Source organism: Pseudomonas sp. CFSAN084952 (assembly GCF_009648855.1).
Taxonomy (GTDB): Bacteria; Pseudomonadota; Gammaproteobacteria; order Pseudomonadales; family Pseudomonadaceae; genus Aquipseudomonas; species Aquipseudomonas paracarnis.
Genome location: NZ_CP045767.1, coordinates 4,571,329 through 4,596,951, shown reverse-complemented (window position 1 = coordinate 4,596,951; position 25,623 = coordinate 4,571,329). Strand labels below are relative to the sequence as shown.

Sequence of the window (25,623 nt, the reverse complement as noted above, 5' to 3'; positions counted from 1 at the left end):
CGACGTGCACTATAAGCCGGACGCCCGAAGGGCGGCTAGCATGCCTTGAGTTGTGGCAAAGTGCCAGTCCTGCCTGGCTGGACTGCCCCAGCGCATTCAGGTAGCTTTGCCGGTTACGCGGGGGCGTTCCAGCCCCAGACATTCAGGCTTTTTTTGCTCGCTGGCATTGATGATAGTCAAAGGCCCGCGCGGCGCATGGCCTGGCACGGGCTTCGTCCGCTTAATTCATCAGTCACTGACGCTAGGTTCACCATGGCTCAATACGTCTTCACCATGCATCGGCTGGGAAAAGTTGTTCCGCCGAAGCGGGAAATCCTGAAAAACATTTCGCTGTCCTTCTTCCCAGGCGCCAAGATCGGCGTGCTCGGCCTCAACGGTTCGGGTAAGTCCACCCTGCTGAAAATCATGGCGGGCGTCGACACCGAGTTCGAAGGCGAAGCCCGTCCGATGCCGGACCTGAACATCGGTTACCTGCCGCAAGAGCCGATCCTGGACCCGACCAAGACCGTGCGCGAAGTGGTCGAAGAAGCCGTCAGCGTGATCAAGGACGCCCAGGCCCGCCTCGATGAGGTGTACGCCGCCTACGCCGAACCGGATGCCGACTTCGACAAGCTGGCTGCCGAACAGGCCAAGCTCGAAGCGATCCTGCAGGCGGGCGATGGCCACAACCTGGAGCGCCAACTGGAAGTCGCCGCCGATGCGCTGCGCCTGCCAGCCTGGGACGCCAAGGTCGAGCACCTGTCCGGTGGTGAGAAGCGTCGTGTGGCCCTGTGCCGCCTGCTGCTGTCGGCCCCTGACATGCTGCTGCTCGACGAACCGACCAACCACCTGGACGCCGATTCCGTCGCCTGGCTGGAGCACTTCCTGCACGATTTCCCGGGCACCGTGGTTGCGATCACGCACGACCGTTACTTCCTGGACAACGTCGCCGGCTGGATCCTCGAACTCGACCGCGGCGCCGGTATCCCTTACGAGGGCAACTACTCCGGTTGGCTGGAAGCCAAGTCCGACCGTCTGGCCGCCGAATCCAAGCAGCAATCGGCCCACGAAAAAGCCATGAAGGAAGAACTGGAGTGGGTGCGCAAAGGCGCCAAGGCCCGCCAGTCCAAATCCAAGGCCCGTCTGCAACGCTTTGAAGAAATGCAGTCGCAGGAATTCCAGAAGCGCAGCGAAACCAACGAGATCTACATCCCGGCCGGTCCGCGCCTGGGTGACAAGGTCATCGAGTTCAAGAACGTGACCAAAGGCTATGGCGACCGCGTGCTGATCGACAACCTGTCGTTCGCCATGCCAAAAGGCGCGATCGTCGGCGTTATCGGCGGTAACGGTGCGGGTAAATCCACACTGTTCCGCATGCTGATGGGCAAGGAAACCCCGGACTCCGGCAGCATCGAGATCGGTGACACCGTGCAACTGGCCTGTGTGGACCAGAGCCGCGACGACCTCGACGGCAGCAAGACTGTGTTCCAGCAGATCTCTGACGGTTCCGACCAGATCCGTATCGGCAACTATGAAATCCCGTCGCGCACCTACGTCGGCCGTTTCAACTTCAAGGGCGGCGACCAGCAGAAGTTCGTCAAGGACCTGTCCGGTGGTGAGCGCGGTCGCTTGCACCTGGCCCTGACCCTGAAAGAGGGCGGCAACGTGTTGCTGCTCGACGAACCGTCCAACGACCTCGACGTTGAAACCCTGCGTTCCCTGGAAGAAGCCCTGTTGGACTTCCCGGGCGCCGCCATTGTGATCTCTCACGATCGGTGGTTCCTTGACCGCGTCGCGACCCACATCCTGGCGTACGAAGATGACTCCCAGGCGGTGTTCTTCGAAGGCAACTACACCGAGTACGAAGCCGACCGCAAGAAGCGCTTGGGTGAGGCCGCTGCCCAGCCGCACCGTGTGCGTCACAAAAAGCTGGCCTGATGCTGCAATAGCCGCAACAGCCTGTTGAAAAAATACCCCTCACGCAGGGGTATTTTTTTGCCCGCGTTATGCCGGAAGCGTCGTGGGCGCCAGCGTTGGGCGGCTGCGCAGCAATTCTTCGACCACCCCCATAAACGCCTCGACCAACAATGAGCGTGACGGTGAGCGCGTGAGTATCAGCAGGTGTACCCAGGCTTCGGGGTCTGCCAAGGGGCGGTAGACCACGCCTTCCCTGGCCAGGGTGCGGGTGCACTGGGGCACGAGCGAGACACCTTGGCCTGCCGCCACCAGGGCGATGATCGAGGTGATCTGGCGCCCAGCAGGGCCCGGGCGCAGCGCCAGGCCGCGGCGTTGATACAGGTGCTCGATGGAGCCGTTGAGGCCCGAACCGTAATCGCTGGGGAACAGAATCAACGGGTACTCACTGAGCTGGGCGAGGGTGACTTCGCTCTGCTCCGCCAGCGGGTTGTCGCTGCAAAGAGCCGCCACCAGCGGTTCTTGCCCCAACGACAAAGCCTCGACGCCGGTTTGCCCAGCCTCCGGCAGCAGGCGGCTCATGCCGACGTCGATGCGCCCGTCCAGCACGTGCGTGTGCAGGCTGCCGGAAGCGCTCTCCACCAGGGTCAGTTGCACATCGGGAAAACGCTGGGCGAAGGCTTGCAGGGTTTGGCTGAAGAGTTCCGACAACGCGATCGAGCTGGCATAGCCTACGACCAGTTGGCCAGTCGAGCCGGCAGCCAGCTTGGCGGCGATGTCTTGTGCAAGCCTGGCGTGCTCCAGCGCTGCGCGGGCATACGGCAAAAAGTGCTGGCCTTGGGCGGTCAGTGTGACCGTGCGACTGGTGCGGTCGAACAGGCGAAAGCCAAGCTCGGTTTCCAGGGCCGAAATCTGCCGCGTCAGGGGCGGCTGGGCAAGGTGCAGGCGCTGGGCTGCGCGGCCGAAGTGCAGCTCTTCGGCGACCGTCAGGAAGTACCGTAACTTGCGTAGATCAAGCATTCTGTTTCCTGGGTATTGATCGGTCCGAATTCGGTATTGGTGTTCCCTGCGCTGGGTATTCTATAAACATCCTCGACTATAAGACGAGAGGCCACATGAACCCGCGCATGCATCACGCCCGCTTCGCCGTGTTCCTGTGTGGCTGTGCGGCGTTTCTGAATCTTTATGCGACACAGAGCATCCTGCCTGCGTTTGCCGAAAGCTTCCAGGTGAGTGCCCGACAGGCAGGGTGGAGCATCACGGTGACCACGTTGGCCGTGGCGTTGACCGCGCCGTTTGTCGGGCGCCTGACCGGCCGTTTCGAGCAGCGCACGGTGATTGCCGTGGCTGCATTGCTGCTGGCGCTACCGACGCTGCTGACGGCCTATGTGGACAGTTTTGCCGAGCTGCTGGTGTGGCGTTTTGTCGAAGGGATGTTGATTCCCGTGGTGTTCGCCACCAGCGTGGCCTACATCGGCGATCGCTGGCGCGCGGCCAGCGTTACCGAGATCACCAGTTTGTACGTCGCGGGGACGGTGCTCGGTGGGTTTGCCGGGCGCTTTGTCTCGGGTGTCATGACCCAATATGTGGGCTGGCGCGAAGCCTTCGAACTGTTGGCGGTGATCAGCCTGCTGGTCGGCCTGCTGATTGTGTGGCTGTTGCCGGCCAATCCGGTGGCGCGGCCCGGCGTTGCGGCCGTGGGCATGCACGGGGTGCGCCGGCTCCTGCGCAAACCCTTGCTGGCGGCCTATGGCGTCGGTTTCTGCGTGCTGTTCTCCCAAGTCGCAACCTTTACCTATGCCGGGCTGTATCTCAGCCAGGCCCCGTTCAATCTGGGCGCCGCAGCCTTGGGCACTTTGTATGCGGTGTTCCTGCTGGCGTTGGTGGTCATTCCTGTTGCGGGGCGCTTGAGCAAATCGCGACCACAATCGCAGTTACTGACCGGCGCTGTGGCGCTCGGCATCTGTGGCTCGGCGCTGACATTGTTGCCGTCCCTGTGGCTGATCGTGCTGGGGCTGGCCCTGAGCTCCACCGGCGTATTCCTGGCACAGGCATCCGCCAATGCGTATATCGCCACCACGGCGGGCCCGGACAAGTCCGGCGCCGTGGGGCTGTACCTGACCGGTTATTACCTGGGCGGCAGCGCCGGCGCCGTGGCCCCGGCCATGCTCTGGAATCAATGGGGCTGGCCGGGCTGCGTGGCGTTGGTCGCAGGTTTTCAGCTGTTGTCGCTGGCGATTGCCCTGCTGGGCTGGAAACCGGTAAAGCCCCAGGCCCTGATCGCCGGACAGCGCGGCAAACCAGCCTGATTTTTCATCCAATAAAGGACTATGAGAGGTGAACATGACTAACACCGTGATCAAGCGCAGCCAGTTGTTGAAGCTCATCGAACCGGTATTGAACGACATGCCGGCCGGTGCCTTGCGCCACGCGCTGTTCGAAGCCTTCTGGGCTCAGGAAGACGCGCTGGTGGATATCGAAGACGCTTTTGCGCGACTCACCTCGCGTCGGCATTCGCCGGCGGTACTGCGCAAGTTCTTCGCCAGTTGGTCCAAGACCAATAATTCGGCAGCCAGTGTGTCCGGCCTGGCCAACCGCATTACCTTGCTGGCGCGCTCCGATGAAGGCTCCGCCGCCGCCGCGCAGTTGTACCGCGCCTGCGGCAGCCTGCAACGCATCACCGATGAAGATCTGGGCGCGTTGGGCAACACCTTGCACGCAGACCTGTTCTACACCATGGCCACCGCGCTGTGCGGCGATGACCAATGGATATTGAAGGACAATTGCCTGCCCTCGGCACAGGCGTTCAAGGACTGGACCGACACCCGCCGCCTGCGTGATCGCGACCTGCTGCAGGGGTTGCTGACCACGTTGATCCACGAGGTGTACACCCATGGCGAAGTGGAATTCATCCACCCGTTGTACTCGCAGTGGTTCGTGCGGGACATGGGCGTGCCGCCGGAGAAATCCCGTGCGACGGTGGCCTGGGTCACGGTGCACACCGGCGGTACTGAGAGCAACCATTTCGCCCATGCGGTGGCGGCGGTGAATGAGTTCACCACTGCCATGCAGATTGAAGTGGACCCCGCCACGGCACGCGACATTTTCGCCCAATACCTGCAGCGTAAAGCCAGTGTGATGAGCGACTGTGCGCAGTTGCTGGGTTAACCCGGCGTTTTGCCTGAGAGCCTCTGACCCAGATGAACACCCTGAAGCAGACCGCAACGCCATCGTTGTCGCCGCCTGACCCGGTCAGCGTGCGTCGCCGCGCTCTGGTGGCCGGCTGCGGCGCGCATGCCGTGCACGACGGGCTGACCGATGTGATTTATGTGCTGTTGCCGATCTGGCAAGCGCAGTTCGGCCTCAGCTACGCCCAGATCGGCCTGTTGCGCGGTGCCTATGCGGGCATGATGGCCGGTTTTCAGTTACTGGCCAGCCGGGCTGCCGCGCGCTGGGGGCGTGAACGCTTGCTGGTAGGTGGCACGGCGTTGGCGGGCCTGGCCTACCTGCTGGCCGGCCAGGCCGGTGGGCTGGGCGTGTTGTTATTGGCGCTGCTGCTGGGCGGGCTCGGCGCGAGTACGCAGCACCCGCTGGCCTCGTCGTTGATCACCGATACGCACGAGGCCGGCGGGGGCGTCAAACAAGCGCTGTCGCAGTACAACTTCAGCGGCGATATCGGCAAGACCCTGATCCCGGGGCTGATCGGCCTGTTGCTGGCGGTCATCAGTTGGCGCGCCAGTGTCACCCTGCTGGGTGTACTCGGGCTGCTGGCGGCAGGCCTGTTGTGGTGGCTGATCCCGGCACGCACCGAGGCGACGGCGGCGCCGCTGAAAGCCACCCGTACGGGCGGCGGCGCCGGCTCTGCGAGCGGCCTGCGTGCGCTGATCGTGACCGGCACGCTGGACAGCGCCGTGCGCATGGGTTTCCTCACGTTTCTGCCGTTTTTGCTCAAGGCCAAGGGCGCCGGGCCTGCGGGCATCGGCCTGGCGCTGACGATGCTGTTCGTGGGGGGCGCCTTCGGCAAATTGTTGTGCGGTTACCTCGGTGCGCGCATCGGCATGATGAAAACGGTATGGGCCACGGAGTTCACCACGGCCGTGTTGATCGTCATGGCGGTGTACTTGCCCTACGCCGGCTTGATGGTGATGTTGCCGCTGCTGGGGCTGGCGCTGAACGGCACGTCGTCGGTGCTGTACGGCGCAGTCCCGGACCTGGCAGGGCCGGGCAGGCGCGACCAGGCGTTCGCCGTGTTCTACACCGGCACCATCGGTGGCGGCGCCTTGGCGCCGGTGCTGTTCGGCAGCCTTGGGGATGCCACCGGTGTGCCCATGGCCGTCCTGTTGCTGGCCGCCACCCTGTTGCTGACCTTGCCGCTGTCCTGGCGGGTTCAGCAAGGGCTGGAGGCCCAAGCCCGGTAGGGCGAACGAACGTTCCAACGTGTTCTGGCAGGTATAACAATGAATAACAGTGAACCGTCTGCCGTGTCATTGCCGTTGTCCCAGCGTGCGCAACGTCTTAGCGCACCCGGCACATCCAGCATGCGCAGTAAAGCCAATGCCTTGAAAGAAGCCGGCGTCAACGTGGTCAACTTTGCCGCGGGCGAATTGTCCTTCGATGCCTGCCCGGTGATGAAAGCCGCCGCGGCCGATGCGCTCGCCACTGCCCGCAACCGCTACACGCCGCCCATCGGCCTGCCCCAGCTTCGCCACGCGCTGGCGCAGCAGGTCACTCAGCGCTGCGGGGTGAATTACGCCGCCGATGAAATAGCGGTGACCGCTGGTGCCAAGCAGGCGCTGTACAACGCCGCGATGGTGCTGCTCAATCCGGGGGATGAAGTCATCGTCGCGGTGCCGTACTGGGAAACCTTCCCCACCCAGATCCAACTGGCCGGTGGCGTTCCCGTCTATGTCGACACGGCTGCGGATGACTATCGCCTCACCTGCGCAGCGGTCCAGAAGGCCCTGACCCCGCGCACCCGGATGATTGTGATCAACACCCCGAACAATCCGACGGGCACGGTTTATCAGCGCGAAGAACTGCTGGGTATTGCCCGGCTCGCCTTCGCACACAGGCTTTGGGTGGTGTTCGACGAGTGTTACCGCAAACTGGTGCGCGCGCCCCATGAACATCACAACATCGTGTCGCTGTTTGCGCCGCTCAAACATCAGACGGTACTGGTCGATTCGTTTTCCAAGAGCCACGCGGTCACCGGCTGGCGGGTAGGGTATGCGTGCGCGCCCGCCCCAGTCATCGCCGCCATGCACAACCTGCAAGGGCATACGACGTCCAACCCCAGCAGCCTGTCCCAATATGCCGCGCTCGGCAGCCTGATGGCGGACGCGCCGCACTTTACCCGCCAGGTCAATGCCTTCCTCGACCAGCAATTGCTCGTGGCCTGCACCTGCCTGGGGCATGTCGACGGCATTCGGTGCGCCCCGCCGGAAGGGGCGTTCTATCTGTTTATCGATGTGTCCCGCAAGTTGGGGGGCCGCTACCTGGGCACCGTTATTCGTGACGTCGACCACTTGGCCGATCTGTTATTGACCGAGGCCCATATCGCGGTAGTGCCCGGCTCTGGCTGTGGCGACGAAAACAGCATCCGCATCTCCTACGCCGTTGAGCGTGAAGCGCTGATTGAGGGCCTCACACGCTTTAGTCGTTTCATGTCAGAAATCGTTGCGCATTAACCCCACCTTAAAAGGATATGAGCCGTGGAAAATCTGAGCCGCCAATTGATCGGGTACGTGAACCAGGCGCTGGTGGATGTCGAGGACGGACATCTGGTCCAGGCCCTGCTCAGCGGTTTCAACAGTCAAACCGCCGCGCTGGACACGTACTGCGAGACCTATGTCGACATGACCTCCAGTAATTGGAGCGAGTCGTCACTGTGTACGTTCTTCTGTGGCTGGCGTAGCCCGGACGGCGCCGCCCATGCCGTCTCGAGCGTCATCGTGCGCATCCTCCAGGAGTCGGCATCGTTGACGGATGACGCCCGGTTGAAAATGCTCGAAGCGGCGGCCCATTGTGGGGAGATCATTGTCGAGGACATCGGGCTGGGTGAAATGCATGGGCATCCGCACCATTCCAAGCTGTATTACCGCATGGCTTCGGCCATCTGCGGCTCCGATGATTGGCGCCTGCAAGACAAATTCCTCAACCCGATTACCAAAGAGTTCTCCGGTTGGGTGGGGGAAAAACGCCCATTGGCGCCGCAACTCATCGAAGCGCTGGAAATGATGGCCATGACGGAGTTGTTCAATACCGGCGAATACAACCTGATGACCCCGCTATGGAAGCAGTGGTTGCGCGATGTACGGGGCTACAGCGCCGGTGAGGCCAGCCGCGTCGCAAGTTTTCTCAGCGTGCATTGCGGCAGCGTGGAAGCACGCCACTTCAAGCATGCCGCTGAGGCGTTGCGGCTGTATGCCAGCGCCACCGGGCAGGCCGTGGATTACGCGCGTATCGCGCGGCTCTCCAGGGAGTACGTGGCCAGGGCCTGCGAACATCTGCAAAAGATGGCGTCGGTGCTCAAGTGCGAACAGCCCGCCTGGGATTGAGGCTGTCCGATAACCCTTGTTGTGCCGCTGATAAGGAGCCTGAACCCTATGATGGATACCGAAGCGCGCCGACGCCCTCTGTCGGCGCTATTGGATAGCAACCGTTGCCTGCGTGTACTCGAAGCCCATAGCCCGATATCGGCGTTGCTCGCGCAGCGCGCCAGGCTGGAAATCAGCCCAGGGCATACGGTGGGGTACGACGCCATCTGGTCGAGTTCGCTGACCGACTCGACCCAGCGCGGGTTACCCGACATCGAAATTCTTTCGCCCAGTAACCGATTGCCGGGGATTCGCGAAATCTTCGATGTGTGCTCGCTGCCGCTGATATTCGATGCCGATACCGGCGGCAAGGCCGAACATTTCGCGATTCATATCAAGATGCTGGAGCGCGCGGGCGTCTCGGCGGTGGTGATCGAAGACAAATGCGGCCTGAAGAAGAATTCACTCTTGGGCATCGAGGTCGACCAGGCGCAGGAGTCCATCGAGGCCTTTTGCGCCAAGCTCCAGGCCGGCTGTGCGAGTCGCACCGGCTCAGGGCTGATGATGATTGCCCGGTGTGAAAGCTTGATCCTGGATCGCGGCATGGAAGAGGCGATGGCGCGGTGCCTGGCGTATGTGGAGGCGGGGGCGGATGGCATCATGATCCACAGCCGCAAGCAGGATGGCCTGGAAATCCTGGAATTCGCCCGGCAGTTTCGCCTGCAGCGGCCCAGGGTACCGCTGATTTGTGTGCCGACCAGCTATGTTCACCTGAAGTTCGAGGTGCTGGAGCGAGCAGGTTTCAACGCGGTGATTTATGCCAATCACATGTTGCGCAGTGCCTACCTGGCCATGCGCGATACCGCCGTCGGCATACTCGCCAATGGCAGGACGCTGGAGCTGGAGCCACGTTGCTTGGGCATCGACGAGATACTCGACCTGGTGCCCGGTACGCGCTAGAGACATGCGCGGGTCTGTGGGCAAATGCTGTGCGGGCTTGCTCGCGAAAGCGGTGGGTCAGTCGCTGCATCTGTAACTGCACCGCCGCTATCGCAGGCAAGCCAGCTCCCACATGACCGGTGTACTCGATCCAATGTGGGAGCTGGCTTGCCTGCGATAACGGCCTACCTGTTGGTGCAAAACTCAGAGTGAAATCCCCATTTAAGGGCAAAAGAAGGCAGTTATTTATACTTATTGCACCATTTGATTTCACAAAGGCGACATTTTGCCCTGTCGCGGTGCGAAACGAATTGATAAAGTCCGGCTCAATCTCTGTTTAACAACAATCAATTTGCCGAGACTGTTCATGACCGAATCCGTCGATTCCTTCCTTGCCCGCCTCAAGAAACGCGACCCGGACCAACCGGAATTCCACCAGGCTGTAGAAGAAGTCCTACGCAGCCTGTGGCCCTTTCTTGAAGCCAATCCGCACTATCTGACCTCGGGCATCCTAGAGCGCATCTGCGAGCCGGAACGCGCGATCACGTTCCGGGTGTCGTGGGTGGATGACCACGGCAAGGTCCAGGTCAATCGCGGTTTCCGTATCCAGATGAACAGCGCCATTGGGCCCTACAAGGGTGGCTTGCGCTTCCACCCTTCGGTCAACCTGGGTGTGCTGAAATTCCTCGCCTTCGAACAGACCTTCAAGAACTCCCTGACCTCGCTGCCCATGGGCGGCGGCAAAGGCGGCTCGGACTTCGACCCCAAGGGCAAGAGCGACGCCGAAGTGATGCGCTTCTGCCAGGCGTTCATGAGCGAGCTGTACCGCCACATCGGTGCGGACGTGGACGTACCGGCCGGCGATATCGGCGTGGGCGCACGGGAAATCGGCTTCCTGTTCGGCCAGTACAAACGCCTGAGCAATCAATTCACCTCAGTGCTGACCGGCAAGGGCATGACCTATGGCGGTAGCCTGATCCGCCCGGAAGCCACCGGTTTCGGCTGTGTGTATTTCGCCGAGGAAATGCTCAAGCGCCAAGGCCAGCGCGTCGAAGGCAAGCGTGTGGCCGTGTCCGGCTCCGGTAACGTGGCGCAGTACGCGGCGCGCAAGGTCATGGACCTGGGCGGCAAGGTGATTTCCCTGTCGGACTCCGAAGGCACCCTGTACGCCGAAAGCGGCTTGACCGAAGAACAATGGTCGGCCCTGCTGGAGCTGAAAAACGTACAGCGCGGGCGTATCAGTGAACTGGCCACACGTTTCGGCCTGGAGTTCCGCAAAGGCCAGGCGCCGTGGGAACTGGCCTGCGATATCGCGCTGCCTTGCGCTACCCAGAACGAACTTGATGCCGAAGCAGCGCGCACCTTGCTGCGCAACGGCTGCCTCTGCGTGGCCGAAGGCGCGAACATGCCGACCACGTTGGAGGCTGTGGATATCTTCATCGACGCGGGCATCCTGTTTGCGCCGGGCAAGGCGTCCAACGCAGGGGGCGTGGCGGTGAGCGGCCTGGAAATGTCGCAGAACGCCATGCGCCTGCTTTGGACCGCCGGGGAGGTGGACAGCAAGCTGCACAACATCATGCAGTCGATCCACCATGCCTGTGTGCATTACGGTGAAGAAAACGGCCGTATCAACTACGTCAAGGGCGCCAACATCGCAGGCTTCGTGAAAGTGGCTGACGCGATGCTGGCCCAAGGCATCGTTTAAATCTCGGGTTCGACGCGTAACACTTCGATCAACTGATCGCCGACGGGGCGCTGCCACAGCACCTCGTCGCCCACCTGGGCGCCCAACAAAGCACGGCCCAGGGGCGAGCCCCAGTTGATCAAGCCGGCGTTGGCATCGGCCTGGTCTTCACCGACCAACTGGATGCGCTGCTGTTCGTCCTGCTCGTTGGCGAACGTGACCCAACTGCCGATCTGCACCTTGTCGGTGGACGTGGCCGGCGCGACTACCTGGGCGCTCTGCACTCGTTGGTTGAAGTAGCGCAGGTCCCGCTCAAGATCCGCCTGGCGCTGTTTATCGGCCTGCTCACCCTTGGCGGCTTCGTCGCTGTGCTCCCCTTGCAACTGCGCCACCTTGGCCTGCAATTGCGCCAACCCTTGCGCGGTCAGGCGGTTAGGTTGCGCGCTGACTTGGCGCTCCACCGGCTGATCAGCCTGGGCCGCCGCGTTATCTTCATTTACAAAAGCTCGGCTCATGGCGTTCTCCTTCCTATGGAAGTTGGGCCACGTTCGCGGGCTGATCGTTCCCACGCTCCGCGTGGGAATGCATCCTGTGACGCTCCGCGTCACGACCTCGCGAGCGGACGCGTAGCGTCCAGGGCGGCATTCCCACGCGGAGCGTGGGAACGATCAGCGTGAGCGATAGGCTTTGGCGGCGTCACGATCTTTTTCCTGCTGCCAATCGCGCTCGCGGTCGTCCCTGCGGTTTTCCTCGTAATCGCGCAGTTCCTGGCTCTCGCGCATGGCCTTGCACTGACGAAACCCATCTTCCCAACCTTCAGCGTATGGCCGGTCTTTGAGGTAGCGTGGCACATTCTTGCGAAACGCCCCGGTAATCACCCCAGCGGCCTGGCGACCGCTGCTGCAACCGTCATCAAAACCATCGGCGAAGGCGGGTGGATAACCTTTGGCCAGCAATTCCTGATGGGTTGACTGGCAACCCGACAACCCCACCACCGCGCACAGCATGACCGCATACCGCCACATGGCGTACTCCCTGGCCGTTTTACGGCTGATAAGGGAAGTCTAGAAGGGGATTTGTTGGGGCGGTGTGAAAGGCAGGTCAGAAAGTTGTGGGCCGAGTATAAAACCTGTGGGAGCTGGCTTGCCTGCGATGGCGGTGCGTCAGTCACTTGAACCTTGGCTGATATACCGTATATCGCGAGCAAGCCCGCACTCATTAATCAGTAGTGGTACCACTTCACCTCAAGCATCACTTCATTTACCGGTGTGGACAGGTGGCTGTACTCACGCTGGGCACTCAGGCGCAGGCCCAGGTTGCGCGACAGTTCCCACTGCTGGTTGAGGCTGATGCTGCGCCGCACTTCGCCGTTGGTGAAGAAATCGCCCTTGGCTTCCAGGCTCAGGTTGCCCAACGGGTTTTTCCACAGCACGCCGGTGTTGAACCCGGCGGCCGGGGAGATGGCTTCGCTGAAGTCGTTGTTGTGCTCCACGCGCACGGTGCCGAGGGCGAAGCCGAGCATGTCGTCGGAGAGTTGCCAGGTGCCGCCCGCGCCGCCGTTGACGTGGGCGACCAGGGTTTCGTCGTCGTGTTTGCCCGGCACCCGCTCCAGGCCGCCGGTAACTTGCCACGACCAAGGTTGCAGCAGCGCATTGCGTGGCGTCAGCGAGCGAATGGTGGCCAGGTCCAGTTGCTGGAGCTGCCAGTGATTGCCCTCGTACTGGCGCAATTTCATTTGCAGGATTTCGATCTGCGCGCCCAGGGGGAAGCCTTCGGCGTTGTCGTTGAGGTCGTGGTAGGCCATGCGCAGGCCGTATTCGCCGAAGGCTTTGTCGCCACGGGTGCCGATGCCGGCTTGCCAGGTGCGCGACTCGTGGCCGTTTTCCGGCAGGCCAGGCGGGGTGATCTTCAGGTCTGGCGCCGGGTTCTGGTTGATCGCGCGCAGCAGTTCGAAGCTGCGCTGGGAGCGTGTCGCGTCGCGCTCCAGGCCATTGGCGCGGTAGCGGCCCAGGCGGTAAGCAGCATCCACGATCAGTGCCTGGCGCTCGCGGGGCAGTGCTTTGAATGCCGGTTCCTGCAGTTGCTTTTGGTCGTCGCTGATTTTCAGCACCCACTGTTGCTCATCGCTATCGAGTGGCTTGGCGCGTTCCAGCAGTTCACGTTCACGGGAGGGGCGATAGTCGATCTTTTCCACCAGCCCTGCGTCTTTTACCGCTTTGACCGTGTCGGTAGGGATCGCGGTGAGTGGGAATTGCTCAGTCAAACGCAGGCCAGGGCGGGCCACTTGCAGCAGTTCGAGCAGGCGGTAGGAGCAGTTTTCGTCGAAGAAGAAGTAATCGAACTGGATCTGCTTGAGCTCCCACACGTGCTCGACCATACGCTTGGTCTCGACCTCGGTGAGGTTCAGGCGGTATTCCCACAAATCGCGGTTTTCGAGGCTGCGGTATTCCGAGAGTTTCTCCTGATAGGGCACCAGGGCGAACAGGCCCGGATAACCGCCCATCAAGCCCTTCCAGGCATAGAGGATGCTGTTGTCGGAGCCTTCGATATAGGCGCCGAAGTTGATCGCATAGCTGAGCAGCGCGGTGTTGTTGCTTTGCACGTCGGCCTGGTCGATGCGCAGCAGGGTGTGGCCGAACATCGACGACGGGCTGTTGAGGTAGGCCGCCGGGAAGATCATCACCGCACTATGGGGCGCGACATCCTTGAACCACTGGGTGAACTCTTTGCACTCCAGGGCGGGCAGGTCGTTCAGTTGCAACTGGGCCTTGAGCCAGCGGGTGCGTGCGGGGTAGACGCATTGGGCGTGCTTTTCACCCAGGCTGGCCGGTGCATACAGCGCATCAACGGTGGCCTTGAGTTCGGCGTCCGGATGGTGCGCGCCATCGGGAGCGATGAAGAATTTCTTGTCGCTGACATAGCTGCGCCAGCCACTGATCTTGCCGGCTTCGTAGTGCCCCAGCGACAGCCAGAACGGATCATTGGCCAGTTGCTGCAAACGTTGATCGTCGAGGTGCGGTGCCGCATGCAGCGGGGCGCAGGCGAAGAGAGCCAGGCAAGCGAGGCGTTTGAGCATGGGGGCTACTTAAGTCGGACGGAAAAAAAGACCCAAGGTGGGCGGGTCGAAAAAATAAAACCCGCGCCTCGAAAGGCGCGGGCAGGTCGAGCTTAAGCCTGGGTTGCGTATTTCGCCAGACGGGCATCGCTTTTCAGTACAGCAATGGTGTTGTTGTGCACGTCGTCAGCGGTCACGTCAGCCTTGCTGAAGATCTGCTGGAAGTGCTCGTGGGTCACGGCCGCGAAGTGATCGCGATCTTCCGGCGCAACACCCAGTACCACCGCGTAGGTGGTCAGCGCTTCGCCGTTGCCTTTGGCCATGTCTTCGGACAGCTCGTTCATCATGCCATTCATGGCAATCCAGGACTTGCCGCCGTAGGTCAGGGCGCTGTTGGTGCTGCAACCGTTGGTGCCCGAGGTCATGCCGAAGGTGGCGTTACCCGAAGTACCGTTGGTGGTGGAGGCGAGGAAGTGGGCCGGAGTACCGCGCTGGCCTTCGAACAACATGTTGCCCCAACCGCAGTTCGGGCCACCTGGTGCTTCTGCCATTGCATTGAGGGAGACGACGGTGAAGAGAGTACCAAGAAGGATCCGTTTCATAGCTTTGTTCTCTTTGTGTGCAAACCAATGGACAAGGGTTCAGGTGCTCAACGCACCCTAGGGGCCAGTTATTAGTCCAACCCGCGCAGTTTGGAGTTTAGGCACGTTCCCAGGGTTCCGTGTTTTTTTATAAACATTCAGTGGCGGGTGATTTTTTTGCAGGACGCGTGCGGTGGCTATGCTTTCCCGAAAGCGCGCCTTGCCAGAGCGCTCAACCGGGAGCCAGAATGCCCCATCTGCCCCGCCTGATGTAAGGAAGCCCGATGCCTGATCCTGTTGCTGCCAGCTTGCGTCTAGCGCCCGAAGCGCTGACTCGCCCTTTCTCCGCTGAACAGTTCAGCTTCTCGACCACCAATGATTTGGAGCCCTTTCGCGGTGTGCTTGGCCAGGAACGTGCGGTTGAAGCCTTGCAGTTCGGCGTGGCCATGCCACGCCCCGGTTACAACGTGTTTGTCATGGGCGAGCCGGGCACCGGCCGCTTTTCGTTCGTCAAACGCTACCTGAAAGCCGAAGGCAAGCGCCTGCAAACCCCGGCGGACTGGGTTTATGTGAATAATTTCGATGAGCCCCGCGAGCCCCGCGCCCTGGAATTGCCAGGTGGCGCCGCCGCGGCGTTTATTGCCGATATCAACGGCCTGGTCGATAACCTGGTCGCCACCTTCCCGGCGGTGTTCGAGCACCCGACTTATCAACAGCGTAAAAGCGCCATCGACCGGGCGTTCAACCAGCGCTACGACAAAGCGCTGGACGTGATCGAGCGCCTGGCCCTGGAAAAAGACGTGGCGCTGTACCGCGACAGCTCCAACATCGCCTTCACGCCGATGCTCGACGGCAAGGCGCTGGACGAAGCCGAGTTTTCGCAACTGCCGGAAGCCGATCGCGAGCGCTTCCACACCGATATCTCCGAGCTGGAAGAGCGCCTCAACGAAGAGCTGGCCAGCCTGCCGCAGTGGAAGCGTGAGTCCAACAACCAGCTGCGCCAGTTCAACGAAGAAACCATCACCCTGGCCCTGCAGCCTTTGCTGGCGCCGTTGTCAGAAAAATACGCAGAAAATGCCGGCGTCTGTGGCTACCTGCAGGCCATGCAGGTGTACCTGCTCAAAACCGTGGTGGAGCAATTGGTGGACGACGCCAAGACCGACGCCCAGGCGCGCAAGCTGCTCGAAGAGCAGTACTGCCCGAGCCTGGTGGTGGGCCACTCGGTCAACGGCGGCGCGCCGGTGGTGTTTGAACCGCACCCGACCTACGACAACCTGTTCGGCCGTATCGAATACAGCACCGACCAGGGCGCGCTCTACACCACCTATCGCCAGTTGCGTCCAGGTGCGTTGCACCGCGCCAACGGCGGTTTCCTGATTCTGGAAGCCGAAAAAATGCTCAGCGAACCCTTTGTGTGGGATGCGCTCAAGCGTTCCCTGCAATCGCGCAAGCTGAAGATGGAATCGCCCCTGGGCGAACTCGGCCGCCTGGCCACCGTGACCCTCAACCCGCAGATGATTCCCTTGCAGGTCAAGGTGATCATCATCGGCTCGCGCCAGTTGTATTACGCCTTGCAGGACGCCGACCCGGACTTCCAGGAGATGTTCCGCGTATTGGTGGACTTCGACGAAGACATCCCCATGGTCGACGAGAGCCTGGAGCAGTTCGCCCAGTTGCTCAAAACCCGTACTTCGGAAGAAGGCATGGCGCCGCTGACTTCGGACGCGGTGGCGCGCCTGGCGACCTACAGCGCACGCCTGGCCGAACATCAGGGGCGCTTGTCGGCGCGTATTGGTGATTTGTTCCAGCTGGTGAGCGAGGCGGACTTTATTCGCCACCTGGCCGGCGACGAAATGACCGATGCCGGGCATATCGAGCGCGCCCTCAAGGCCAAGGCCACGCGCACCGGCCGCGTGTCGGCGCGGATCCTCGACGACATGCTCGCCGGCGTCATCCTGATCGACACCGCCGGCGCCGCTGTGGGCAAGTGCAACGGCTTGACGGTACTGGAGGTCGGCGACTCGGCATTCGGCGTGCCGGCGCGGATTTCCGCCACGGTGTACCCAGGTGGTAGCGGTATTGTCGACATCGAGCGCGAAGTTAACCTCGGCCAGCCGATTCACTCCAAGGGCGTGATGATCCTCACCGGTTACCTGGGCAGCCGCTATGCCCAGGAATTCCCGTTGGCCATCTCCGCCAGTATTGCCCTGGAGCAGTCCTACGGGTATGTGGACGGCGACAGTGCGTCCCTGGGCGAGGCATGCACCTTGATCTCGGCCTTGTCGAAGACGCCGCTCAAGCAATGTTTTGCCATTACCGGCTCGATCAACCAGTTTGGTGAAGTGCAGGCGGTGGGCGGGGTCAACGAGAAGATCGAAGGCTTCTTCCGCCTCTGCGAAGCCCGTGGGTTGACTGGTGAGCAGGGGGCGATCATCCCTCAGGCCAACGTCGCCACGCTGATGCTCGACGAGAAGGTGTTGCAGGCCGTGCGTGCCGGGCAATTTCATATCTATGCGGTGCGCCAGGCAGATGAGGCCTTGAGCCTGCTGGTGGGCGAGGATGCCGGTGAGCCGGACGCCGAGGGGCAGTTCCCGGAAGGCACCGTGAATGCGCGGGTGGTGGAGCGCTTGCGCGCGATTGCCGAGATGATCAGTGAGGAAGATTTGAAGGAGGCGGAAAAGGAGCTGGCGCAGCAGGCGTTGGCCGAAGCCAAGCCGACCTGATTGCTGTCATCACTCGGTCAAGGTGGGAGCTGGCTTGCCTGCGATAGCGGTGTATCAGCCAACTGGGAGGTTGGCTATGAGTCTGTCATCGCAGGCAAGCCAGCTCCCACAGTGGTCCGTGGTGTTTCGGGGCGCGTTTAGCGTGCCACAAAATTGACTCCATTCTCGGGGACCAACGCCCGTTGGTCCCTACAACCTTGGTTTGTCGTGTTTTTCTTCTATTCTCAGAATCAGGGATATCCACAGGAGTCGCAGGATAGAAACAGCCTCGCCGTGCGCTGGGGCTGAACACCGATCTACCGAGGGGCGCCGCCATGTCGCGCAACCTTTGCCTTACTCGCCAGTGCCTGGGCCTGGTCACCCGTATCGAATGCTCCATTCGCCCTCTCGCCGGGGATAACGGGATGTGGACGCTGTTGTTTGCCGCCGGCATGTCGGGCGAGCAGCCTTCCACCGTCAAATCCCAGGGCCCGTTCCATGGGCCCTTCGTGGCAGAACGCATGCTGGGCACCATCGTTGATAGCCTGACCTTGCACGGCTACGAGCAAATGGACGAGCCGCAGATCTGGTGCCTGCACCTGCAGGCTCATCTGCGCCAACTCAATGGCGGCCAGGAGCGGCTAGCCCTCTGAGGATCGTTCCCACGCTCCGCGTGGTAACGCCGCCCCGGACGCTCCGCGTCCACCCAGGGCTATTTGCTCTCAGGCTTGTCCAGCTTGACCTCAAAGCCGTACTGCACGGTGCTGAGGTCGGTGCGCTGGTAACTTTCCAGCGTGGTCGGCTGGCCGTAGAAGTAATGCACGTCAAACATCGCCGTGCCGTATTCCTCGGCGCGGTGGCTGACGCCGAGGATCTCCTTGAGGTAATTGCCGCTGGCATCCTTGGCGTAGAAGCGCCAGCTGTCGGCGGGGAAGTCCTTCTGGTCGACGATCAGCGCGTTGTCCTTGAGCGACAGGCCCTTGGGCAGCTTGGCGGCGTCAATCGTGGCCTTCTCGATGGTGGCCAAAAACAACGGTACCGAGCCCACCACAAACGCCGGTGTTTCCGGGAACAGGTTGAGGTCGTAGGTGAGCGTGCCGCTGACGGCGTTCAGCTCGAAAGCCTCGGTCGGCAGCTCGATAGGCTCGCCGCGCTCGCCCTTGTCGTCGGCGGTGAAGAAGGTGATAGGCGCGTCACTGTTGTTGCGCTCGGCACCGACCAGGTCGTCATTGAAGGTGAACGGGTGGTCGAACACGATTTTTGCGGCACTGGCGTCTTCGGTCGATTGGCTGATGGTGACGCTGTTTTTCAGTTGGTCCTCCGTCATCGAGGCATCCTTGAGCCAACTGGCGGCGCCGTCGTCATACACCGTGACCGGCATTGGCAGGGGCTGTACGGTCTTTTGCAGGCTGTTCCTGTCAAAGCGCATCACCGGCAGGTCCAGGTCTTTACGGGTGAGCGTGGCCTTGGAGAAATCCAGCACATTCACCTGCAGGTTATCGATCAGCCCGTTGAAATACACCTTGGCGTAATGGCTGGTCTGCTGGCGCTCGAAGGCTTTTTGCGCGTCGGTGAGCTGTTTATCGAAGGCATCGGACCACGCGGTCTGTTTTTGCATCTCGGCCAGTTGTTTTTCATAGAACGCCACTTGCGCGGCACTCTCGTTGATCGAGCCTGAGCGGGTCAGAAACTGCCCGGTGCTGTCCCGTGCCTGCACCAGCAGCGGGTTGGGTGACGCATCGCCGACTTCGGCGGCCAGGGGCTGGCTGTTGGTCAGTTCGATCTCGGCGTAGTTCTTTTCCAGCGTCAGCAGGTTGAGGGTGATGTTGCCGTCGGTGCGTTTATGGCCCACGTCTTGTTTGGTCAGGTCGAACGTCAGCACCTTGCCCGGGGTGATCACCTCCACCGCGCCCTTGAGGCTGATGGGTTGTGGCTGGCTCTTGTTTTCCGTCTCGATCCCTTCAATAAACGGGTAGGTCACCGTCAGGTCGTCGGGGTTGGTCAGGTTGGAGCTGCTGGGGCTCAGTTGGATGCCGGGGTCGGTTTCTGACCATTCCGGCTGGAAGGGAATGACTTTATTGTTGCTCAGGGTGACCGACTGCCATTCCAGACCATGGGGGAAGGGGAACTGGTCCGGCGCATTGAAGTTGAACGGGAAGACCGGCTGCAAATCCGTCAGGTAGTCGGAGTGCGAGGTTTTGCGCAGGACGAACAGGCCATTGATGTAGGTGTCCACCAGTGCTTGGGGCGTAGGGTAATGCTTGAGCAGGGCCAGGCTGTCTTCGCCGTATTCGGCTTCGATGGGCTTGCTGGCGAGCTTGGCGCGCGCACGTTCCAGCAACAGCAGCGAGCCGCCAAGGTCGGCGATGGCATCGCGCAGCTTGGGGTCCTGAATACTGTCCAGGGACTGTTCGAACTTCGTGGTTTTCTCTTCGAGGGTCGCCTGCTTCTGCTCTTCTTTGGGGGAGCAGCCGCTGGCCATCAGCAACGCCGCGCACAGGCCGAGAGCGGCCAAAGGGGATCGCACATCCATCATCTGAGTTTTCCTGTCCGACATCATCGAGCCGAGTGAATGGCCTCGACACTAGCAGAAAAATTCTCTTACAGATGCCACTTGGGTCAGTTTTCTCGCGGTGACAGGGGCTAGGTGGCGGCTGGTATACTCGGCGCCATTTTTAGCCAAGCTGTGTGAGATTCAATGGAACGCTTTATCGAAAATACAATGTACGCCTCGCGTTGGCTGCTGGCGCCGATCTACCTGGGCCTGTCCCTGGGCTTGCTGGTCCTGGCGCTGAAATTCTTCCAGGAAATCATTCACGTGATTCCCAACATCTTCACCATGTTGGAAGCCGAAGTGATCCTGCTGCTGCTGTCGTTGATCGACATGGCCCTGGTCGGCGGCTTGCTGGTGATGGTGATGATTTCCGGCTACGAGAACTTCGTCTCGCAGCTGGATATCGACGAAAACAAGGAAAAGCTCAACTGGCTGGGCACCATGGACTCTTCGTCGCTGAAGATGAAAGTGGCGGCCTCCATCGTGGCGATTTCCTCCATCCACCTGCTGCGCATCTTCATGGACGCCAAGAACGTCGATCCACAGCACCTGATGTGGTACGTGATCATCCACATGACGTTCGTGGTCTCAGCGTTTGCCATGGGCTACCTGGACAAACTCACCAAGCACTGATGCTCCGCGCCGGCCTTATTGCTCCACGAAGTAATAAGGCTGGCGGTTGACCGCCATTTGCTTGATCACCGTAACCGGCGCTTTCAGCCGGTCGGTGTGGTCCGTCAACGCAACGTTGCCGGGCTTGGCGCTGAGGAAGGTACGCAGTTCGGCTTCGGTGTTCAGGATTGGCAAGTAGGCCTGTAGGTAGAACACGCTGGCGCCGTCGATGCGCTCGTTGGGTTGGTACATCGCCACCGTCCTGCCTTCGTCTTGCAGGGTCTGGATCTGGCTGATCACGGGTACGAATGAATGGCGCACATCGGCTTTGGGTGCAAACCAGAACGCTGCGCTCAGGTAGCAGGCGATGGCCAGGCTGAAAACCCCGCCGATGATCTGCCGGTGATAGCGGTACAGCCCCGGCTTATGGTCTTTGGCCCACTCCAGCAGCACCCGCGCATATTCGGCAGCCAGTACAGCCGCGGCTGGCGTCAGCGCCATCAAATACACGGTGCGTTTACTGGAAGCCAGGGTCAGCAGGGTGAACTGCGCCACCAGCCACACACTGAAAAACAGGCGGTAGCGGTTGCGTACCAGGCTTTTGCGGAAGTGCCACAGGCCCAGGTACACCAGGATGTTCCAGGGCAGGAAGGCCTCGGGCAGTTTCGCGAGGTAATAGTAGAAAGGTTCGTAATGCCCGGCCTCGACGAACGAACCACTGAAGCGCCCGACGCTATTGGTCCATAACACCTCACCCACCGCCTGCATCCCACCGCGCTGAAACAGAAACCCCAGCCAGATCAGCAGCGGCACCAACGCCAACAGCGTGAACAGCGCCGGCTTGAGCCAATCGCCCAGCCGCAGGCGTTTATCCATCAGGCTGGTGCTGAACAGGTACACGAAAATCACAGTGCCCGGCATCGCCAGGCCCAACACACCCTTGCTCAACGTAGCGATGACCATCCCGGCGGTAAACAACGCCCAGGCCCAGGTACTCGAACCTTCGCGCTCGGGCCGTACCGCCTGGTAAAACCCCAGCAGGGCCGCGGTGACACCGAGGCTGAGCAACGAATCCTCACCCACACCCCGCACATTGCCCCAATAACTGGCCATGGTCGCCAGGATCAGCGCAGCGCTGAACGCCAGCGTCTGCGGCCGCCCAAATCGCCGCAGCATCCCGTACAACAGCATCACACTGAACAACCCGGCAAACGCTGAGGCCAGGCGCACCGCCCCGGTGCTAGCGCCAAACAAACGAATCGCCCCGGCATCCAGCCATAGGCTCAGGGGCGGTTTTTCCAAGAAGGGTTCACGAAACAGGCGCGGCACCACCCAGTCATTGTCCAGGTGCATCGCCATGGCGATCCCGGACACCCTGGCTTCGGTAGAGCCTTGCAACTCGTGGTTGCCGAGGGCGAAAAAGAACAACAGAGCAGCAAGCAAGAGCAGCAGGGGAGCGGGGCGCGTCATGGAGTCTGGCTACCGAGGCATGAGACCGATCGGGCGACCGGTCATGGGTAGTCAGGGAGTATACGAGCGCGATTCTTAACCTTTGGTGAACGGCCGCGGGGTTTTTCTCCGGCGCGTCAAGGCAGTTTCAAGCTGGGCACTGCCGCTTTGCCTTGTGCGGTCAGCACCGGCTCCAACTGCTCCCAGGTGAAGGCCAAGTCGTTGTCGCAACCGTCACCATTGGCCGGTGTCGAGAGTTGCAGGCCCTGGGTGTTGAAGCTGAGGTGAAAGTTGGAATAATCGGTGATCGCCGGGCAGCCCTCGTCGGTGGTGGTTTGCTTGGCCAGCCAAGTGCTGAAGGCGGCCGGCAGCTTCAAATGGCCGGAATAGGCGTCATGCCATTGCTGATGGCCGCCGAGCCAAGTCCATGGGTCCACACTCTCGCCGGTTTGCAGGTTCCAGGAGTGCAGGCCCCAACTGATGCCCATGGCGCCTTGGCCCGCGGCCCAGCGGTAGAACCGCACGGTGAGAAATTGCGATGACCAATAGGCAGGCTCAACCTCGATCTCACTGGTATAGACCGAACCGTTTCGACCCAGGTATTCACGCCGTTCATAAAAATAGTCGGTTAGATCTTCGTCATTGACGGCCAACGCGGCGAGTTGCTGGTTGATCTTCTGCACCGCCGGGCCATCGCCCTCCAGCTTGAGCGTGACGCGGGGGCCTTGGGTCTTGAGCTGGTAGGTGTGGTTGTGGAAAGTCTTCTTCTCAGTCTTGATCGGCAGCGGCGCGGCTTCCATGGGCGCGTTATAGGCATCGCTACCGCAGCCGTCCGTGCCAATGCGGCGCAGGGTCAGTGGCAGCGGCGTGCCGCCATCGGTTTTGCTCCAAGCACCAGAAAGAGTATCGCCCTGAGGTTTTTGCAGGGCCCAGAAACCGGTGTTTCCTTCCTCCACCCAAGGCGCGTTGTCGTTGGCCTGGGTCAGTTGAATCGGGGTACGGATGCGCTGGTAGTAATAACTGCCATGCTCACCATCGGCGCCGTTGAAACAGACGGTGATAGCGGATTTGCCCAAGGTGCCTTGCCAAACCCCGGCCAACTCGGCGGCGGTGGTGAGTAAGGGCATGACGGTGAGGGCGATGACGGCGAAGGGCTTGAGCACGGGTATCTGACTTCCGGTTGTCTGATAAAGGCCGTCAGGGTAATGGGAAGTGTGAGGGGATGCCAGCGGGCGAGATGAGGTGAGGCAGCTCGCCCGTTTGCGTGTTTTAGGGTTGTGGCGTCTGGGTAGTGAATGGTTGGGTGTTCAAGACTCGTTCTACCAGTAGCTCACCCAGAACGATCAATTGTTGGGCGGCCAGCAACTTGTGGCGGTGCGCGCCTTCAAGTTCGAAAGCCAGGTCGGTGGTCATGGCGTTGAGGGAAGCGAGGGTTTCGCTGGCTTGGATTAGCAGGGTTTCGGGGTGGATGTTTTCGGCGAGGGTGAAGAGGGTGGTTGGGGGATTGGGGGTGATTTTTTTCATGATGAAGCTCCCACACTGTTTAAGGAGCTGCCTCCCCCCTGCTGTCAAACAGGGTTGGGTGGCAGCTGTACGCGGGTTGACAGACCGGAAGTGTAGGAACCCGGCGCACCCGAAGATGCCCCACGCACAGCCGCCATGAACGGAGCGGAATGCGCAAGCATGCCGCCTTATCACGGGGTGTGAAAGGTTACACTTTTCGGCCTGTCAAAGCCGGACGCTGATCATCAGCGACGCGAAGAAGTTAGCGTTGTGAAGGGGGCTGCGCCAGTTCACCAACAGCGCGGCAACTTGCGGGAAAATTCCGAAGCTCGGCCCTGTTGGCGTCCCCCGTCGTCAGGCTCTGTTAAAAGCTCCAGTCCTCAGCCTGAACCAACTGGCAGAACGGCCCGTTGAGCGTGGCATTGTGATGAGCCACGACGGCCTCGGCTTTCATCAAGGGCGTGTCAGAACAGGTATGACCGTCGGCGATAAGCACCGCATCGAAGCCAAGATCACGCGCGGCACGGCAGGTGCTGTCGACGCAGTACTGCGTTTTCATCCCGGTAACTACCACGCCGGTGGCGCCGCTGGAGCGCAGATGGTCAGCTAGGTCAGTCATTGCAAAAGCGTTAGGACGACGCTTTTCGAACACCACTTCCCCACCCAGCAACTTCAGTTCCTCTGCAATCAGCGTAAGCGGGCTGCCCGATTCGATTGGCGAGCCTGCGGGCCCGATATGACGCGCGAGAAAAATCGGCGCGCCTGCGCTGCGGGCCTTGTCCATCAGGGTGTTGAGCGTTTCCAACAGCTCGTCGCAGCGCCAGGGTTTTTCCGGGCCGTGGACGAGTCCGACTTGGATATCGAGTATCAACAGGGCGTACATGGGTGCATCTCCTTGCGTGTGAACCAGCGACACAAGGGCATAAAAAAAAGGCCCTTTCCATCGCTGGCGGGCCTTTGAAGTGTTCGTTGGTTATTGGCTCACGACACCTCGCACGCTCCGCTTGATGCGGTCGTGGTGGTGGTTGTCGAGGTCAGGCAATAGGCAGTCATGGGGTGACACTAGCATTGTGGTTGATGGAATGCCAGGTACAAAAAAGACGTCTTTGGACGTCTTTTTTGTTGATTCCGGGGGAAGCTGAAAAGCTTTCTCACCTTATTAATTTATATAAAGAATAAGAATCTTAAAAAGTTGAGCTGGAATCTTTTGTAAGAAGTTTCCTCATTTTTGGTAGGCTTTTGCCATCAGTCGAGAGGAAATGGAATGCCCGCAGTCATCGTTGAAAACGACACATCGCAATGGCAAGACGAGACCGGTGCTGTCTATCACTTCCCCAAGCGGTACCAAGCCTGGCTCGCTGAAGGAACCGAAGTGATCTATTACAAAGGACGCATCCAGTACAAAACCTTTGCTTCTGCCCGCCTCAGCGCCGATCCACATTATTTTGGTATGGCACGCATCGGCAAGGTCTACGCAGACCCGAGGAGTGATAAGGGGGACCTTTTTGCTTTGATCGAAAACTTCACTCCGTTTGAAGGCGCTATCCCCTCGAAAATTAACGGAGCGTACCTGGAGACGATCCCCGCTACTCGCGTGAGCAACTATTGGCGTGACGGAGTTCGGTCCATTTCCCAACTGGATTACGATGCAATCCTAAGTCATGCGAAGCTCCTGTCTTCCCAGGCTGACCAGGGCACACCAAATATCGAAGGCGATCCATTGACCTTTGAATCGGCCAATGAAGGCAGCAAATCAAGTTACTTTGGAACCCGTTACGAACGCCGGAAAGATCTAAGGGTGAAAGCCATTGCTATCCACGGGCTTGACTGCAAGGCATGTGGCTTTGATTTTGAAAAGGCGTACGGCGAGCACGCGAAGGGGTTCATTCACGTTCACCATATAGTGCCGATTTCGGACTTTGGTGGTGAGAAAGCCGTGAATCCTGAGACTGACCTCGTTACGTTGTGCGCCAACTGTCACGCCGTGGTCCATCGCAAGCGGGAGATGACGCTGAGCGTTGATGAACTGAGAGGTATGTTGCGCGGGCGATGGGTAATCGAGCCTTAGTTTTCTACTGTGTTCAGCCTACGGTTGTGAGGCTGAACCCTGGATAG

22 protein-coding genes are annotated in these 25,623 nt (G+C 60.7%); 12 read left to right on the top strand and 10 right to left on the bottom strand.

Annotation, left to right across the window (positions count from 1 at the left end; all coding sequences use genetic code 11):
• Nucleotides 1-252: 252 nt before the first annotated feature.
• Nucleotides 253-1,917 carry an energy-dependent translational throttle protein EttA gene (ettA, locus tag GH769_RS20865; RefSeq protein ID WP_014720011.1) on the top strand — a complete coding sequence of 555 codons (1,665 nt, stop codon included), beginning with the start codon at nucleotides 253-255 and terminating at the stop codon, nucleotides 1,915-1,917.
• Between the two features lie 66 nt (nucleotides 1,918-1,983).
• Here the strand turns inward: ettA and GH769_RS20860 are convergent, their stop codons facing one another.
• Complete coding sequence (locus GH769_RS20860) at nucleotides 1,984-2,913, bottom strand: LysR family transcriptional regulator (RefSeq protein ID WP_019818018.1); 930 nt, start codon at nucleotides 2,911-2,913, stop codon at nucleotides 1,984-1,986.
• Between the two features lie 95 nt (nucleotides 2,914-3,008).
• Between GH769_RS20860 and GH769_RS20855 the strand changes: the two genes are divergently transcribed.
• The 7 genes from GH769_RS20855 (at nucleotide 3,009) to gdhA (ending at nucleotide 11,073) form a co-directional block, all read left to right on the top strand.
• A complete protein-coding gene (locus GH769_RS20855) occupies nucleotides 3,009-4,202 on the top strand; it encodes an MFS transporter (protein ID WP_032904170.1) in 1,194 nt (397 codons plus the stop codon).
• 34 nt (nucleotides 4,203-4,236) lie between these two features.
• Nucleotides 4,237-5,061 (top strand): hypothetical protein, encoded by an 825-nt coding sequence (locus GH769_RS20850; RefSeq protein WP_019818016.1) that lies wholly within the window; start codon nucleotides 4,237-4,239, stop codon nucleotides 5,059-5,061.
• Nucleotides 5,062-5,093: 32 nt separating this feature from the next.
• Nucleotides 5,094-6,311 (top strand): MFS transporter, encoded by a 1,218-nt coding sequence (locus GH769_RS20845; protein ID WP_108538265.1) that lies wholly within the window; start codon nucleotides 5,094-5,096, stop codon nucleotides 6,309-6,311.
• 39 nt (nucleotides 6,312-6,350) lie between these two features.
• A complete protein-coding gene (locus GH769_RS20840) occupies nucleotides 6,351-7,580 on the top strand; it encodes a pyridoxal phosphate-dependent aminotransferase (RefSeq protein ID WP_032904172.1) in 1,230 nt (409 codons plus the stop codon).
• Between the two features lie 24 nt (nucleotides 7,581-7,604).
• The gene (locus tag GH769_RS20835; RefSeq protein WP_014720005.1) at nucleotides 7,605-8,450 is read left to right on the top strand and encodes a hypothetical protein; all 846 of its coding nucleotides are present in this window, start codon (nucleotides 7,605-7,607) and stop codon (nucleotides 8,448-8,450) included.
• 48 nt (nucleotides 8,451-8,498) lie between these two features.
• The gene (gene aepX / locus GH769_RS20830) at nucleotides 8,499-9,389 is read left to right on the top strand and encodes a phosphoenolpyruvate mutase (protein WP_032904173.1); all 891 of its coding nucleotides are present in this window, start codon (nucleotides 8,499-8,501) and stop codon (nucleotides 9,387-9,389) included.
• 346 nt (nucleotides 9,390-9,735) lie between these two features.
• Nucleotides 9,736-11,073, top strand: a complete 1,338-nt coding sequence (gdhA, locus tag GH769_RS20825) for an NADP-specific glutamate dehydrogenase (RefSeq protein WP_032904174.1) — start codon at nucleotides 9,736-9,738, stop codon at nucleotides 11,071-11,073.
• On the opposite strand, the gene GH769_RS20820 is transcribed toward gdhA, so the two are convergent.
• From GH769_RS20820 to GH769_RS20805, 4 genes are all read right to left on the bottom strand, one after another.
• Nucleotides 11,070-11,567: a GreA/GreB family elongation factor gene (locus tag GH769_RS20820; protein ID WP_014720002.1), complete on the bottom strand. Its 498-nt coding sequence runs from the start codon at nucleotides 11,565-11,567 to the stop codon at nucleotides 11,070-11,072. The two genes, gdhA and GH769_RS20820, sit on opposite strands and share 4 nt — an antisense overlap.
• A 153-nt stretch (nucleotides 11,568-11,720) precedes the next feature.
• Nucleotides 11,721-12,077: a hypothetical protein gene (locus GH769_RS20815; RefSeq protein WP_019818009.1), complete on the bottom strand. Its 357-nt coding sequence runs from the start codon at nucleotides 12,075-12,077 to the stop codon at nucleotides 11,721-11,723.
• A gap of 197 nt (nucleotides 12,078-12,274) precedes the next feature.
• Entirely contained in the window at nucleotides 12,275-14,128 is a 1,854-nt protein-coding gene (locus GH769_RS20810) for a DUF4105 domain-containing protein (protein WP_044483463.1), read from the bottom strand.
• Nucleotides 14,129-14,220: 92 nt separating this feature from the next.
• A complete protein-coding gene (locus GH769_RS20805) occupies nucleotides 14,221-14,709 on the bottom strand; it encodes a DUF3015 domain-containing protein (RefSeq protein WP_003194274.1) in 489 nt (162 codons plus the stop codon).
• A 263-nt stretch (nucleotides 14,710-14,972) separates the two neighbouring features.
• Between GH769_RS20805 and GH769_RS20800 the strand changes: the two genes are divergently transcribed.
• Complete coding sequence (locus tag GH769_RS20800) at nucleotides 14,973-17,411, top strand: Lon protease family protein (RefSeq protein ID WP_014719999.1); 2,439 nt, start codon at nucleotides 14,973-14,975, stop codon at nucleotides 17,409-17,411.
• A gap of 314 nt (nucleotides 17,412-17,725) precedes the next feature.
• Entirely contained in the window at nucleotides 17,726-18,043 is a 318-nt protein-coding gene (locus tag GH769_RS20795) for a hypothetical protein (protein WP_003194269.1), read from the top strand.
• 59 nt (nucleotides 18,044-18,102) lie between these two features.
• Here GH769_RS20795 and GH769_RS20790 read toward each other — a convergent pair whose 3' ends face one another.
• Nucleotides 18,103-19,926: a hypothetical protein gene (locus tag GH769_RS20790; RefSeq protein WP_081036858.1), complete on the bottom strand. Its 1,824-nt coding sequence runs from the start codon at nucleotides 19,924-19,926 to the stop codon at nucleotides 18,103-18,105.
• 162 nt (nucleotides 19,927-20,088) lie between these two features.
• Between GH769_RS20790 and GH769_RS20785 the strand changes: the two genes are divergently transcribed.
• Complete coding sequence (locus GH769_RS20785) at nucleotides 20,089-20,577, top strand: TIGR00645 family protein (protein WP_014719996.1); 489 nt, start codon at nucleotides 20,089-20,091, stop codon at nucleotides 20,575-20,577.
• A 15-nt stretch (nucleotides 20,578-20,592) separates the two neighbouring features.
• Here GH769_RS20785 and GH769_RS20780 read toward each other — a convergent pair whose 3' ends face one another.
• The 4 genes from GH769_RS20780 to GH769_RS20765 all read right to left on the bottom strand — a co-directional run bounded on the left by GH769_RS20780 (nucleotide 20,593) and on the right by GH769_RS20765 (nucleotide 24,391).
• Nucleotides 20,593-22,026: a glycosyltransferase family 39 protein gene (locus tag GH769_RS20780; protein ID WP_032904176.1), complete on the bottom strand. Its 1,434-nt coding sequence runs from the start codon at nucleotides 22,024-22,026 to the stop codon at nucleotides 20,593-20,595.
• Nucleotides 22,027-22,142: 116 nt separating this feature from the next.
• On the bottom strand, nucleotides 22,143-23,168 hold the full coding sequence (locus GH769_RS20775; protein WP_032904177.1) for a hypothetical protein: 1,026 nt from the start codon (nucleotides 23,166-23,168) through the stop codon (nucleotides 22,143-22,145).
• A gap of 106 nt (nucleotides 23,169-23,274) precedes the next feature.
• Complete coding sequence (locus GH769_RS20770) at nucleotides 23,275-23,529, bottom strand: DUF6124 family protein (protein ID WP_014719993.1); 255 nt, start codon at nucleotides 23,527-23,529, stop codon at nucleotides 23,275-23,277.
• Between the two features lie 343 nt (nucleotides 23,530-23,872).
• Nucleotides 23,873-24,391, bottom strand: a complete 519-nt coding sequence (locus tag GH769_RS20765) for a cysteine hydrolase family protein (RefSeq protein WP_032904178.1) — start codon at nucleotides 24,389-24,391, stop codon at nucleotides 23,873-23,875.
• A 381-nt stretch (nucleotides 24,392-24,772) separates the two neighbouring features.
• Between GH769_RS20765 and GH769_RS20760 the strand changes: the two genes are divergently transcribed.
• Nucleotides 24,773-25,576: an HNH endonuclease gene (locus GH769_RS20760; protein WP_032904179.1), complete on the top strand. Its 804-nt coding sequence runs from the start codon at nucleotides 24,773-24,775 to the stop codon at nucleotides 25,574-25,576.
• Nucleotides 25,577-25,623 lie beyond the last annotated feature (47 nt).

Excerpts from the sequence above, each read along its gene's own strand:
- GH769_RS20855 (WP_032904170.1), top strand. The coding sequence starts at position 3,009 with ATGAACCCGCGCATGCATCACGCCCGCTTCGCCGTGTTCCTGTGTGGC.
- GH769_RS20840 (WP_032904172.1), top strand. The coding sequence starts at position 6,351 with ATGAATAACAGTGAACCGTCTGCCGTGTCATTGCCGTTGTCCCAGCGT.
- GH769_RS20845 (WP_108538265.1), top strand. The coding sequence starts at position 5,094 with ATGAACACCCTGAAGCAGACCGCAACGCCATCGTTGTCGCCGCCTGAC.
- GH769_RS20815 (WP_019818009.1), bottom strand. The coding sequence starts at position 12,077 with ATGTGGCGGTATGCGGTCATGCTGTGCGCGGTGGTGGGGTTGTCGGGT.
- GH769_RS20765 (WP_032904178.1), bottom strand. The coding sequence starts at position 24,391 with ATGTACGCCCTGTTGATACTCGATATCCAAGTCGGACTCGTCCACGGC.
- GH769_RS20785 (WP_014719996.1), top strand. The coding sequence starts at position 20,089 with ATGGAACGCTTTATCGAAAATACAATGTACGCCTCGCGTTGGCTGCTG.
- GH769_RS20850 (WP_019818016.1), top strand. The coding sequence starts at position 4,237 with ATGACTAACACCGTGATCAAGCGCAGCCAGTTGTTGAAGCTCATCGAA.
- GH769_RS20805 (WP_003194274.1), bottom strand. The coding sequence starts at position 14,709 with ATGAAACGGATCCTTCTTGGTACTCTCTTCACCGTCGTCTCCCTCAAT.
- GH769_RS20810 (WP_044483463.1), bottom strand. The coding sequence starts at position 14,128 with ATGCTCAAACGCCTCGCTTGCCTGGCTCTCTTCGCCTGCGCCCCGCTG.
- GH769_RS20770 (WP_014719993.1), bottom strand. The coding sequence starts at position 23,529 with ATGAAAAAAATCACCCCCAATCCCCCAACCACCCTCTTCACCCTCGCC.
- GH769_RS20860 (WP_019818018.1), bottom strand. The coding sequence starts at position 2,913 with ATGCTTGATCTACGCAAGTTACGGTACTTCCTGACGGTCGCCGAAGAG.
- GH769_RS20795 (WP_003194269.1), top strand. The coding sequence starts at position 17,726 with ATGTCGCGCAACCTTTGCCTTACTCGCCAGTGCCTGGGCCTGGTCACC.
- aepX (WP_032904173.1), top strand. The coding sequence starts at position 8,499 with ATGATGGATACCGAAGCGCGCCGACGCCCTCTGTCGGCGCTATTGGAT.
- GH769_RS20790 (WP_081036858.1), bottom strand. The coding sequence starts at position 19,926 with ATGATGGATGTGCGATCCCCTTTGGCCGCTCTCGGCCTGTGCGCGGCG.
- gdhA (WP_032904174.1), top strand. The coding sequence starts at position 9,736 with ATGACCGAATCCGTCGATTCCTTCCTTGCCCGCCTCAAGAAACGCGAC.
- GH769_RS20780 (WP_032904176.1), bottom strand. The coding sequence starts at position 22,026 with ATGACGCGCCCCGCTCCCCTGCTGCTCTTGCTTGCTGCTCTGTTGTTC.
- GH769_RS20800 (WP_014719999.1), top strand. The coding sequence starts at position 14,973 with ATGCCTGATCCTGTTGCTGCCAGCTTGCGTCTAGCGCCCGAAGCGCTG.
- GH769_RS20760 (WP_032904179.1), top strand. The coding sequence starts at position 24,773 with ATGCCCGCAGTCATCGTTGAAAACGACACATCGCAATGGCAAGACGAG.
- GH769_RS20820 (WP_014720002.1), bottom strand. The coding sequence starts at position 11,567 with ATGAGCCGAGCTTTTGTAAATGAAGATAACGCGGCGGCCCAGGCTGAT.
- ettA (WP_014720011.1), top strand. The coding sequence starts at position 253 with ATGGCTCAATACGTCTTCACCATGCATCGGCTGGGAAAAGTTGTTCCG.